Source organism: uncultured Lactobacillus sp. (assembly GCF_946477725.1).
Classification (GTDB): Bacteria; Bacillota; Bacilli; order Lactobacillales; family Lactobacillaceae; genus Lactobacillus.
On sequence record NZ_CAMKZC010000001.1, the window covers coordinates 125,515 to 138,548 of the forward strand.

Genomic DNA, 13,034 nt, shown 5'->3' on the forward strand with positions numbered 1-13,034 from the left:
AAATGAAATCGAATTGGAAATACATTTTGTCGTGGCTGTTATTAATGGTAGGCGGATTTTACCTAATCAATGCGCTGATAATGGTTGGCGTCATAGATGATTTTATTGAAAACATGCTGGTCACGATTGGAATAAATATTATCTTAGCAACTGGCTTGAACCTGATTATCGGCTTCAGTGGTCAATTTTCTCTTGGTCATGCAGGTTTTATGGCAATAGGAGCATACGCTACTGCAATTATTACTCAGCGTATGAGTAGTGAAGCTGGCTTTTTAATCTCAATGCTCGTAGGTGTGCTGATAGCCATTGTAATTGCTGCGGTTATTGGTACGGCTACCTTCATTCGCTTAAAGGGTGACTATTTAGCAATCGCAACTCTAGGAGCAGCTGAAATTATCCGCAATGTCATTAATAATTTGAAAATTACTGGTGGAGCAGCCGGATTGTACAATATTCCGCAATTATGTTCATGGCCTACTGTTTATATCTTGGTTTGTGTAACTACAATTATCTTGACGAATTTTATTCGTTCGAAAAATGGTCGAGCAATTAAGGCTGTGCGGGAAGATGAAATAGCTGCTGAAGCAATGGGTATTAATACTACCAAATGGAAATTAGCTGCTTTTGTCTTAGGAGGCGCGACAGCTGCAATTGCCGGCAGTCTCCATGCTTCATTCTTACAAACAATCTCACCTTCAAACTTTGGCATTATGGAATCAATCTCTATATTAGTTATTGTTGTTTTGGGTGGTGTTGGCAGTATGACTGGCACATTTGTAGCAGCAATCGTTTTAGGAGTTTTAGACACCGTTTTACAAAGCTTTGGTGCATTAAGAATGGTGATCTATGCTATAGTTTTAATACTAATCATGATTTTCAAGCCATCGGGACTTTTAGGTAATTGGGAATTCTCCCTTAAAAATTTAACCCGCCATTTCGGTAAAAAGGAAAGGAGCTAGATATGCCACACTTATTAGATGTTGACCACGTAGTGCGAAAATTTGGTGGGTTGACTGCCGTTAATGATGTTTCACTCCATCTGGACAAGCACGAACTAGTTGCCTTGATTGGACCTAATGGTGCCGGTAAAACCACACTATTTAATTTGCTAACCGGTATGGTGCAAGTTACTAGCGGAAAGATTAATTTACAAGTTGATGATCAAAACTATGATTTAACCCATAAAAGTGCAGTTCAAATAGCAGATTTAGGACTGTCCCGTACATTTCAAAATATTCGCTTATTTAAAGACTTAACAGTAATGGATAATGTTTTAACTGCAATGACAAATGAATATAAGGAAAACTTTTTAACAACAGTTTTTCGCTTACCGAGTTTCTATAAAACCGAAAAGGAAATGAGGGCAGCCGCACAAAAATTACTGGCAATTTTTGATTTGACAGAGAATGAGCAAACTCTAGCCAAAAACTTGCCCTATGGAACGCAAAGACGTCTAGAGATAGTTCGGGCATTAGCAACACATCCGCAGATTCTTTTCTTGGATGAACCGGCGGCGGGGATGAACCCTGAAGAAACGGCAGATTTAACTAATCTTATTAAGTATATTCAAAAAGAATTTCAAATCACGGTTTTGCTAATTGAACACGATATGTCTTTGGTCATGAACCTGGCGGAAAGGATCTACGTACTTGATCAAGGTGAAATACTGGCTACCGGATCACCTGAAGAAATCAAAGCAAATCCTAAAGTTATAGAAGCATATCTAGGAGAGGGTGATGACTAGATGGCAATGTTAGAAGTTCGTGACCTGTCTGTAAATTATGGTGTTATTCAGGCTGTCAAGAATGTCAGCTTTGAAATTAACCAGGGTGAAATTGTAACCCTGATTGGTGCAAATGGTGCCGGTAAATCAACTATTGTTAAAACCATTTCTGGTTTACTTAAACCTAAAAGCGGTCAAATTTTTTACCTTGGAAAAGAAATAGATCATAAAAGTGCACCACAAATTGTGAGTACAGGCATTTCACAAGTAGCTGAGGGTCGTCATATCTTTGCTGGCATGACTGTAATGGAAAACCTGCAAATGGGTGCATTTTTACAAAAAAATCATGACGAAGTTTCTAAGACGTATAAAGAGATTTTTGAACGTTTCCCAATTTTGCAAAAAAGACGAAGTCAGGATGCTGCCACTTTATCTGGTGGTGAACAGCAAATGTTGGCAATGGGGCGTGCCTTAATGGCTAAGCCTAAATTGTTACTACTTGATGAGCCTTCAATGGGTTTATCACCCTTATATATTCAAGAAATTTTTAAAATTATTAAAGAACTAAACGAAAAAGGTACGACTATTTTGTTAATTGAACAAAATGCTAAACAAGCATTGTCAATTGCAGATCGGGGCTATGTGTTGGCTACCGGTGTAGTGCAATTAAGTGGTACCGGTCAAGAACTATTAGCTAACCCAGAGGTGCAGAAAGTATACTTTGGTGGCTAGTACATAATAAAACTGTTGTAATGACTGTGAGAGTAATTCATTATTAAGTCACACGTTCAAACGCATAAAGTTTACTTAAAATTCTGAGGAGGTAATTTTGATGACAACGAAATATTTAAACAAACAAAACAATATTAATATCTTTCAAACTCAGAATTTAGTTGCCTTGTTGTTGGAGCGCAGGACTTAACGTGTATGAATTACATGATGTAATTTAAAAGCAGTTAAGCCCTAGTTTGCGTGTCAATGATTGGGGTTTAACTAATTAATAATTTAAGCCTCATTCATTGAATTGAATGAGGTTTTTTGTTGGCATTTTAATTAATTTTAGAGAGTAAAGGAACTAAAAGATGGATAATATTAGTGGTATTAAAAAAATAATGAGTGTTGTTGTTACTGGTGTGGCAGCTTTCATGCTGGCAGGCTGTACTGTAGCAAAAAGTAGTGGTAATACTGGTACTAAACAGGATAATAAAACTGTCAAGATTGGCGTTAACATGGAATTGTCTGGAGCTGCAGCTGGTTATGGCAATGCTCAAAAGCAGGGAATTGAACTAGCCGTTAGTGAAATTAATAAAAAAGGCGGCATTGACGTTAACGGTCAAAAGAAGAAAATTAAGCTCATTGTGCGTGATAATAAAACAGCAATTGCCACGTCTGCTTCTGTTGCAGCCCAACTAACTAATAAAGATAAAGTTGCGGCAATCGTGGGACCGGCCACCACCAATGCGGGTACAGCCGAAATACCAAATATTACTAAAGCAAAAGTGCCAAGTGTCAGTCCTTCAGCGACGGATCCGAATTACACTTTACAAAAGAATGGCAAAGTACAGCCATTTGTTTTTAGAGCATGCTACCAAAATAACTTTCAAGGTAGCAGTGCTGCCAAGTTTGTAATGAATAACGTTAAAGCAAAAAGAGTAGCCGTTTACAGTGATAACTCAAGTGATTACGGCAATGGTCTGGCTAAAGCATTTAAGAAAGCATATAAAGGTAAAATTGTTGATAGTCAAACTTTTTCAGAAGGTGACAAGGACTTTAACGCTGTTTTAACTTCGTTTAAAGCAAAGAAGGTTGATGCTATTTATGTTCCTGGTTATTACACTGAAGTGGGTTTAATCATTAAACAAGCACGTCAAATCGGAATTAAAGTGCCAATTATTGGCAGCGATGGCATGGCTGATCCGAAACTGGCTCAGATAGCTGGAGCTAAAAACGCAAGCAGAATCTACTACACAACACCATTTTCAACTCAAGTAGCTGCTAAAGATCCGACAGCTTCTAAATTTATGCAGAATTTTAAGAAGCGTTACCATGAAGAAGCACCAACCTTTTCAGCTTTAGCTTATGATGCTGTATATATGATCAAAGAAGCAATCGAAAATGAAAAATCTGATGATTCAGCCAGAATTGCTAAAGGGTTAAGCAATATCCAAAACTTTACTGGTGTAACTGGCAAAATTAATGTTGATAAAAATCATAATCCTGAAAAGCCACTGGCAGTAGAGGAATTAGTTAATGGTAAAGTAGGAAAAACTTTTAAAACTGAATAATTTTGTTGAAAAAATAATAAAAGGCTCACTGATGTGAACCTTTTTGTTTTTAAAATATTAACCCTATGGAAATTAGTAATTCAGACTTAAAACCTGGTATTTTCAATAATCGTATAATCTCGTTGATCGTATCGGTTGCGACTAATCGAATATTCAATGGGCTTACCATTGGTTAGCCAAACTATTTGTTCTAGTTCAAGCATAGGGTCATCTTTTTTGGCGGCCAGATATTTCTGATCATATTCATCAGATTTGGTAGCCTTGATTTTGCGATACGCATGACCAAATTTTAGCTTTAATTTTTGGTGGATGTAGTTATATATGGATGAATGCAAAATATCAGTATTTAAGTTGGGAACTAAATTGACGGGCATATAAGTATGCTCAATGACAAGAGGATTATTATCTACAAGTCTTAGGCGAATGATATTATAAACCGGTTCAGAGCTAGTCAAATTAAGGTTTTTTTGAATTTGCTTATTAGGGAAACCAACAGAGAACTTAATAATTTTACTTTTAATATCATCTGTTTTCATCAATTCCATTAAGCCGGTAAATACATTGGCCGGGGAATCAATTTTGCTGCGAATAGGGATAGCACTCGATACAAAAGTGCCTAAACCAGACTGCTTATAAATTATCCCTTTTCTCTCTAAGCCGTCTAAAGCTTTTTTGACGGTTAATCGACTAACTCCTAGTTCATTAGCTAATGTTTGTTGATTAGGTAACAAGTCCCCAGGTTGATAGGTGCCAGCTTTAATTCTACTAACAATAGTTTGGACAACTCCTAAATATTTTGCCTTTGCCATTTTTTAGTCACCACTATTCTGCTAAATTTTTTGGATTTTTATTATAAAAAAGATGTCACATATAAGTTTAGCATTATTTGTGACATCTTTTTACTTATTTATTTGATACTTGTTCTTGTTCTTGCATTAATAACATTTTATCGTACTTCTTTGCAAACGGCCAATAGACGGCTGTCGAAATTAATAATGTGCAGGCCTGCCAAATTGCCATTTTCCACCCGCCTATTAAGAATCCGGAAATAATTGCCGGTGTTGTCCACGGTGCGGCTACTCCGTTAAGAGGAGGTACAATTCCCAGTTTGATTACGAAATATGTTGAAGCTGCCACTATTACTGGCGTTAAGAAAAATGGCACTGCCAGCATAGGATTCATCACGATAGGTATACCAAACAAAAATGGTTCATTAATGTTAAAAATACCAGGAACTAGTTCCAGTTTACCAATTGATTTTAGTTGTTCTGATCGTGCTGCTACTAAACAGAATACGATCAAGCCGATTGTTATTCCTGAACCGGTCAGATTAATGAAGTTGTTATAAAACTCATTAGTAACAATATGAGCACCATTAGCAAATGTTAATTTGCCTGCTGCAAATAGTCGAGCATTGTCAGCAGTATTGGCTTGTAGCATTGGTGCAACTAAAGAACCCATGATTAAGCCACCATGAACTCCAAAGAACCAGAAGAACGGAACTAAAAATCCGATTGCTAGTGCTCCACCAAATGAGTCTGATATTCCTTGCAGTGGGATTTGTAATGTGTTGTAAATCCAGTTCAAAAAGTCGGTGTGTGCAAACGAACTAAAGCCAGCGAAAATTAACATTGCTCCAATGAGAATAATCCCAGCTGGAATCATTGCAGTAAACTGATTGGATACTGCGGGTGGGACAGATTCGGGCATCTTGATAGTCCAGCCGGCTTTCATAATTTTGCTGTAAATCCAGCCAACAAGTAATCCGATAATGATAGCGGCAATCATCCCGTCGCCACCGAGCCATTTAGTATTAATAACGCCAGTAACCGGTGACTGCAAAAATGCTTGTAAAGCATGTGGTAATTTATCAATGTTTTCAGTCACAGCCTTACCAGTCATGACTGTGGCATTGCCGTTAGTAATTCCGCCAGCCAAAGCAGCTTTGAGGGGATTATCTATACTTAAATTCTGTAACATGATAAATACAGCTGCAGAAGTTAAGGCAGGTGCTAAAGGTTCAAACTTTTCGTTTTTAACATAGACATAAGCTATACCAATAGCTGCCCATAAACCCATCAACTGAAAAGTAGTGTTATTTGCCTGAGCAAAGAAAGCACCCCAGCCTGATGCATTAATTGCATTAGCAACTGCAGGGATTGGAATATTGCCGAGAATTAAAAATATTGACCCGATAATGATAAACGGTAGTGAATAGACCATACCATTTTGTAAGGCAACTATTGCTTTAGTGTTAACGAATTTCATTATTGGAGGCAATATCTTTTTGTTAATAAAGGCACTGAAACCTGATTTTTCTTGCTTAGCCATTATAATTCATCTCCATTATTTTTAAATGTTTTTTGAAACCAATAAAATGATTTTTTGGGTACTCTTTTTAAATCTTTTAAATCATGATTTGATCTATTGACGTAAACCGCTCCGTAGCGCTTTTCCATATCGCCCTGAGAGCTGGGAATATCTATTAACCCCCAGCCTAAATACCCTAAAACTTGAGCACCATCTATAAAAATTGCATCTTTCATAGCCTTGATGTGCTCTTGGTGATAGTTGATACGTTGATCATCCTGAATCATGTGTTGCCCGTCCCACTTTTCTCTCAGGCCAATGCCATTTTCAATCGGAAAAATCGGAATATGGTAGTGATTGTACATAGTAGTGATCGCATTTCTAAAGCCAAGGGGGTCGATTGCCCAGCCCCATTCATTTGTCTTAACGTATTTTGCCGGTATACCACCTTGTAATAAGTAGCGGTTAGGTGCTTCACCTTTTGGAAGATGTTCACTTGACAATACCCATGAAGAATAATAAGAAAAAGCGAGGAAATCAGCTTGTGCCTTTTTCATATCAGCTATGTCTTCTTCAGTTATGTCCATACTAATGTCATTATTTTTAGCATATTGTAGGACTTCTGGGGAGTACCCCCGACCCGTATCAGCATCATAAATATTAAAATTTAAAAATTCTTGCACTTGTTTAGCTGCCCAAACATCTTCGGGCTTACTGGTCTGCGGGTAAATTTGTTGGTAGGCTAACATCCCGCCAATCTTGACATCAGTATAGTTTTCATGAATATAGTTGGCTAACTTTATATGACACATCATTGTATGATGAAAAATGGTATACATGTCAGATAAGCTTTTATCGCCATTTTGGTATCCAGAAATATTGAAGGCTTGGTCTTGGAAATATAAGTTATGCTCATTGAATACAATCCAATATTTAACGCGATCAGAGAAATGATCAATCATTTTTTTGCCAAATCTGATAAAAGCATTAACAACATGTTTTGAAATAAAACCATTGTATGCTTGAGCTAATTTAAGCGGCATATCAAAATGATAGAGACAAACCATTGGCTCGATTCCTCGCTCCAGCATAGCGTCAATTAAATGATCATAAAATTCTATCCCCTTCTCATTAAATGCACCATCTCCGTCTGGACAAACTCGTGACCATGAAATTTGAATACGATACATATTCATATTCATTTCTTTCATGATGTCGAGGTCTTCTTTATATCTATGGTATTCATCGATTGCTACATGCCAGTCTGACGTGTTGGCAGAAGGCTGGCGAATATCATAGACTGATAAACCTTTTCCATCTTCGTTCCAAGCGCCCTCAGTTTGCATACTTGAAACGGAATTCCCCCAAAAAAAGCTTTTTGGCAACTTTCTTTGTTCTTTCATTCAATCGCACTCCTTTTATGTAAGTGTTTACAAATTACGAATAAAGTATATATCTTTAAAATGATAAAATCAATATTTTATTTATAAAAATATATATTTAAAAGCAAAATAAAAATACTTCGAAAAAATTTCGAAGTATTGAATAGCAGTTATTAAGGCTTTTGTGCTACTACTGAAAAGGTCAATGGCACTTGCGGTAAATTTGTTGGTTGTATCCAGCCTTCTTGGTCTTTATCATAGATTAACGAAGGTAAAGACTGCCAATCACTAACCTGGTGTTCTCCGACATTTTTAATAGTCAAACCAGCATTAATTAATGTATTAATAATTTCTGCAAAATCATGCGCCCAATTATGATTAGTTTGATGTTTAATTTTTCCAGTAGAATTTGAGGTATATGAAGCATCTGATTCGTAGGTATTTTCAGTGCCACTAAAGTAATTTAACTTAATTTCCAGTCCAGCATTATCTAGTGCAAACAGTAGTGGATGATTATCGCGAATCATAAAAATACCACCAGGCGCTAATAATTGCGCAATTGATTGTGCCCAAGACTTTAGTTCAGGTAGCCAGGTAATCGTACCGGCACTGGTTACAATTATATCAAATTTGCCCGTTTTTTCGGGTAAGGCTTTTGCGGCATAACGCGCGTCACCTTCTACATAGGTGATTGGAGTATTAGCCTCATTAGCTAGCTTGCGAGCATATTTTAAAGCGACAGGTGAAAAATCAAGGCCATATACATCTTTAGCACCTAAACGTGCCCAGCTAAGAGTATCATCACCAATGTGGCATTGCAGATGAAGTAGCCGTTTGTTTTTAACCGTATTATGAGATAAGTATGGCTTGAGTACAGCGAGGTCACGCTTAACAGTTGTAGTAACAGCACTCTTATCTTTAACAAACTGAGTGAGATCGCCATAGCCACCATTTGCATGTACAACAGCACGGTCATTCCAGTTGTTTAAATTGTCAGTGATTTCCGAGTGCTCATTTTCTAATTGCATAAATTTTCTCCTATAATTAAAGAAAATACTACAGTTTCAGTTTGTCATATGAAACAATTTTCATTTCTTTATCCGTCATATTCATTATGGTAATTGAAGCGTTACGAGGCCGCTTTTTAATTTCAAAATCACCATAGCGGTCAGCAATGCTGTGGATGGTAAAGCCATGAGTAACAAGTAAGATGTTTTCTGCGCCATCTAACTGGCTGATTAATTTAAAACCCTTATCTAGTCTTTGCCAATACTCATGGGCATTCTCAGCGTCATGAAACGGGTCAGCTTCTTTAATCCAATCTTTAACAGTGTTTAGAGATTCATTTTTAAGCATTTCTGCGTGGCTGGTGTAACCATGTGGGCCGCTAATCATTTGCCAAGCAGCATCCGAATCCATACCTTCAAAATAGCCGTAAAAATGTTCACGGAAAAATGGGCTGGCAATGTGTTGAATTTCATTATGATTAACGTTGTGCTTAATAATTATATCGCAAGTATCACTTGCTCTCTTAAGATCACTTGACAAGGCAATATCAAAAGGAATGTCTTTCAAAACTTTTCCCACTTGTTCGGCTCCCGCAATTCCTTTTTCTGTTAGTGGTGTGTCACACCAGCCCTGCATTTTGTTATAGCGATTAATATAGGTTTCACCGTGACGCACAATATATATTCTTTTCATTTTATTCCTCGCAATTTTTCAACTTATTCCCCGTATAATTTTTCAACCTTGGCAACATCAACGGGTTCAATTGAGTAGAGCGAACCAGTTGGATACATTACCGAAACGCCATTATTATGTTTCAAACCTATTGCATGTCCCAATTCATGTTCAACAGTATTAAGAATGCGTTGATACGTATAATTATATGGTGAGAAATTTTGTAAATAATAAGTGTTTAGCCTGGTTAAAGCAGAGTACATAATCCCGGTTTTAACGTAATAATGAAAGGTAGTATAACCGGCATAGTTTGTGTTGGGACTGTAAATCTGCTCTATCACAATCTTAGCATTTTTCTTGCTTTTGGCTTGGGTAAAAGTAAAAGCTTTAGTATCATTCCATGCTTTAATCGCGTCATTGGTAACGGAAATCAGTTCTTGATTATCATTAAGATCAATGTAGACCGAAGCTGTAGGCTTTTTCCACCGCCAAGAAGCTGTGACAGCGGCATGCTTCTTTTTAGCTTTTTTGTGTTTTTTAGTTTTCTTTTTAGCCTTTTTAGCGTAAACAGTCTGAGAAGGCCAGTTAGTTAAAGGGTTATCAGCAACGGGAGTTATTGCACTTCCAATTGTCAGAATTGCAACTAGTGCACACGCTAATTTAGAGAAAAAATGACGAAAATTTTTCATACTTTAATCACTCCATTATCTTACATTATATAAGAAAAATGGTGAAAGTATCATATTTTACTAACTTTAGCATATTAAATTATAGTCATAAACCGCCTAAATTATCTTAATTGCCCCTATTTTACTGGTTGAAAAAATAAGTGCAGGATTTTAATATAAACCGATTTCATGGTAAAATAGAATGCAAGTTTTGAAAAAATAGGTGAGTTTATGACAAAAGCGATGGATGATAAAGAATTTGAGCAAAAACATCTCGACCGGATTTTGAAAATGATTAGAGCTAAAAAGTCCGAGTTGTCTTCGTCAATTAAGTCCGCTGAAGGTGAGGCCCAAGATCTTAATTCACACTTTTTTGATGATGTAAAACTAGATTATGACGGTTATTCAACGTCAATGGAAACTGCATTGTCTATTCACCAACAGCAGCAACTGCTTGATGAACGTCAAAATGCCTGGCAGCATGCCGCAAAGCAACTGAGTACAGTGCAAAAGTTAGAACAAAGGCCATATTTTGCCAGAGTAGATTTTAAAGAGAACAAGGAGAAACCAGAGACTATTTATATTGGTTTGGGCTCCTTTGCCGATAAGAATAACCATTTTCTGATTTATGATTGGCGGGCACCAATTTCTTCAATTTATTATGATGGGAAAATTGGGAAAGTTTCTTATATGTCTCCTGAGGGTGAAATTACCGTTGATATGACTAAAAAGCGGCAGTTCATGATTAAGGACGGCAAGATCGTTAATATGTTTGATACCAATGAGTCCATTGGCGATCAGATGCTGCTGGAAGTTTTGGGTGAAAAATCCGGCACCCAGATGAAATCAATTGTCACGACTATTCAGCGTGAGCAGAATAAGATCATTAGAAATACCAGCGCTGACCTGCTTTTTGTTCAAGGTGCAGCTGGTTCTGGTAAAACTTCTGCCATCTTGCAAAGAATTGCTTACCTGCTTTATCGCTATCGGGGCAACCTCACTAGTAGTGATGTCATTATGTTCAGTCCAAACCAATTGTTTAACGATTACATCAAGAACGTTTTGCCTGAAATGGGTGAGCAAAACATGGTGCAAATGACCTATTGGCAGTTTGTGGCGAGGAGACTGCCGGGAATGACAGTTGAAAACTTGTTTGACCAATTTGAAGATAGTGCAGCTGATTCTGCTATCAGTCAGTTTAAGGACTCTACCAGCTTCTTTAATCTGTTACATCATTATGCTAAGCACCTTAATAATCGGGGGGTAATTTTTAAAAATATTTACTTCCGCAATAAAAAGAAACCATTTTTTACGAAAGAAAAAATCAGTGAGCTCTACTATTCATTTAATTCCAACTATAATTTAAGTAACAGAATTGATGCTACACGTGAAGAATTAATTAAGTCACTTAATCGCAAAATTAATGGTGAAACTAAAAAAGCATGGGTATCTGACGCTATCCAAAACTTGAGCCAAGAGCAATTGAATGCTTTGTATGATCGACCGGACCAAGAATTTGAATCTGAAGAAAAAGAGGAAAAATTCCTCAGCCGTAAAATCGTTGTCAAAGCACTAGAAAAAGTTTTCCAGCAAATAAGACGCAATAATTTTATTAACATGCGTGCCCAATATCTGAGCTTTTTACGTGTAGTTCCTAAAATGACTGATTTAGCTAAGTGGCAAATTAGCGAAAAAGACTGGGAAAAACATGTTGAAAATGTCAAGCAAAGCTTTATGAAGCATTATATTCATATGAATGATGTTTCAGCTTACTTGTATCTTTATGATTTAATTACGGGTCGTCACGTAGATTATGAAATGCGTTATGCTTTTATTGACGAAATTCAAGATTATACTCCGTTTCAACTTTGTTATCTCAAGTATAATTTTCCCCGTGCCAAATTTACTATGCTGGGTGACTTAAATCAGGCTATTTTTACTAAAGACGAAAGCAGGAGCCTGCTTAAGCAGATTAGTGGTCTATTTGATCCTGAAAAAACTGATGTGGTGCAATTAACCAAATCATATCGTTCAACTAAGCAACTGACAGAATTTACCAAGCAAATTCTGCGTCAAGGTGAAAAAATTGAATCATTTAACCGTCAAGGACCTAAACCAGTTCTGTGGGAGCGGTCCAGTGATACTGCTGCTATGCAGGCACTAGAACAAATTTTAAGTGAAAATGATCAAGCCAAATTGACAACGGCGATCATCACCAAAGATTTAGCCAGCGCAAAAATTGTAGCGCAGAAACTAAAAGAGGATAAGGTGAAGGCGACGCTGATTGCTACTGCCAATCAACGTTTGGTAGATGGTACTCTTGTCATCCCGTCATATTTAGCTAAGGGTCTGGAATTTGACGCAGTCATTATGTGGGCTGCTTCAAAAGAAAATTATCATCGCGCTGATGAAACACAACTTGTCTACACAATTACTTCGCGTGCAATGTACAAGCTTGATATTATTTATACAAATGAAAAGAGTCCACTTCTTGAAGTAGACCCGGAAACTTATGTAGAAAAATAGGTGATGCTATGACTGAAGGGGAAAAATTTACGTTTAAACCAGTTGCGCAAATGACTGGGCGGGAAATGTTTTGCGTTGCTCGTTTGCGGATAGATACATTTGTAACGGAACAGGAAATTACTGTACCCGAGCTGGATGACGAAGATTTGGCTGCCATTCAAGTCTATTTACTGAATGATCAAAAAACTAACGCTCTGGCTGTTTGCCGCATTTTTCAAGAAAAAGGCAAGTGGTTGTTAGGCAGAGTAGCAGTTGCTAAAACGGCTCGCGGGCAAAAACTAGGTACCAAAATGATGACTCAGGTTCATGAATACTTGCGTAATCAGGGAGTTGACCGCCTTTATTGTCATGCACAATGGCAGGCTAAACCCTTCTATGACTTTTTAGGCTACCATACTAAAGGTGAGCCTTTTACGGAAGCTGACATTAAGCATGTAATGATGTATAAGGATTTATAAGA

The 13,034-nt window shown here is 37.2% G+C and carries 12 protein-coding genes; 6 read left to right on the forward strand and 6 right to left on the reverse strand.

The window, feature by feature from the left end; translation table 11 throughout:
- The first annotated feature begins 2 nt into the window (after window positions 1-2).
- The 4 genes from Q0R51_RS00605 to Q0R51_RS00620 all read left to right on the forward strand — a co-directional run bounded on the left by Q0R51_RS00605 (window position 3) and on the right by Q0R51_RS00620 (window position 4,008).
- Window positions 3-959: a branched-chain amino acid ABC transporter permease gene (locus Q0R51_RS00605; protein WP_045927446.1), complete on the forward strand. Its 957-nt coding sequence runs from the start codon at window positions 3-5 to the stop codon at window positions 957-959.
- Between the two features lie 2 nt (window positions 960-961).
- On the forward strand, window positions 962-1,744 hold the full coding sequence (locus tag Q0R51_RS00610) for an ABC transporter ATP-binding protein (RefSeq protein ID WP_174794828.1): 783 nt from the start codon (window positions 962-964) through the stop codon (window positions 1,742-1,744).
- On the forward strand, window positions 1,745-2,455 hold the full coding sequence (locus tag Q0R51_RS00615) for an ABC transporter ATP-binding protein (RefSeq protein ID WP_294755938.1): 711 nt from the start codon (window positions 1,745-1,747) through the stop codon (window positions 2,453-2,455). It abuts the gene before it with no gap.
- 380 nt (window positions 2,456-2,835) lie between these two features.
- A complete protein-coding gene (locus Q0R51_RS00620; protein ID WP_294756148.1) occupies window positions 2,836-4,008 on the forward strand; it encodes an ABC transporter substrate-binding protein in 1,173 nt (390 codons plus the stop codon).
- A gap of 86 nt (window positions 4,009-4,094) precedes the next feature.
- Here the strand turns inward: Q0R51_RS00620 and Q0R51_RS00625 are convergent, their stop codons facing one another.
- The 6 genes from Q0R51_RS00625 to Q0R51_RS00650 all read right to left on the reverse strand — a co-directional run bounded on the left by Q0R51_RS00625 (window position 4,095) and on the right by Q0R51_RS00650 (window position 10,069).
- Window positions 4,095-4,817 carry a GntR family transcriptional regulator gene (locus Q0R51_RS00625; RefSeq protein ID WP_294755939.1) on the reverse strand — a complete coding sequence of 241 codons (723 nt, stop codon included), beginning with the start codon at window positions 4,815-4,817 and terminating at the stop codon, window positions 4,095-4,097.
- 94 nt (window positions 4,818-4,911) lie between these two features.
- On the reverse strand, window positions 4,912-6,339 hold the full coding sequence (locus Q0R51_RS00630) for a PTS sugar transporter subunit IIC (RefSeq protein ID WP_294755940.1): 1,428 nt from the start codon (window positions 6,337-6,339) through the stop codon (window positions 4,912-4,914).
- A complete protein-coding gene (locus Q0R51_RS00635; protein ID WP_294755941.1) occupies window positions 6,339-7,721 on the reverse strand; it encodes a glycoside hydrolase family 1 protein in 1,383 nt (460 codons plus the stop codon). Before Q0R51_RS00635 ends, Q0R51_RS00630 begins: the two co-directional genes overlap by 1 nt.
- Before the next feature lie 152 nt (window positions 7,722-7,873).
- On the reverse strand, window positions 7,874-8,728 hold the full coding sequence (locus tag Q0R51_RS00640; RefSeq protein ID WP_294755943.1) for a bifunctional 2-polyprenyl-6-hydroxyphenol methylase/3-demethylubiquinol 3-O-methyltransferase UbiG: 855 nt from the start codon (window positions 8,726-8,728) through the stop codon (window positions 7,874-7,876).
- A gap of 28 nt (window positions 8,729-8,756) precedes the next feature.
- On the reverse strand, window positions 8,757-9,401 hold the full coding sequence (locus Q0R51_RS00645) for a histidine phosphatase family protein (RefSeq protein ID WP_294755945.1): 645 nt from the start codon (window positions 9,399-9,401) through the stop codon (window positions 8,757-8,759).
- A gap of 23 nt (window positions 9,402-9,424) precedes the next feature.
- On the reverse strand, window positions 9,425-10,069 hold the full coding sequence (locus tag Q0R51_RS00650) for a matrixin family metalloprotease (RefSeq protein WP_294755947.1): 645 nt from the start codon (window positions 10,067-10,069) through the stop codon (window positions 9,425-9,427).
- Between the two features lie 210 nt (window positions 10,070-10,279).
- On the opposite strand from Q0R51_RS00650, the gene helD reads away from it, so the two are divergent.
- Window positions 10,280-12,574: an RNA polymerase recycling motor HelD gene (helD, locus tag Q0R51_RS00655; RefSeq protein ID WP_294755949.1), complete on the forward strand. Its 2,295-nt coding sequence runs from the start codon at window positions 10,280-10,282 to the stop codon at window positions 12,572-12,574.
- A gap of 8 nt (window positions 12,575-12,582) precedes the next feature.
- Window positions 12,583-13,032, forward strand: coding sequence for a GNAT family N-acetyltransferase (locus tag Q0R51_RS00660; protein WP_294755950.1), 450 nt, complete (start codon window positions 12,583-12,585; stop codon window positions 13,030-13,032).
- Window positions 13,033-13,034 lie beyond the last annotated feature (2 nt).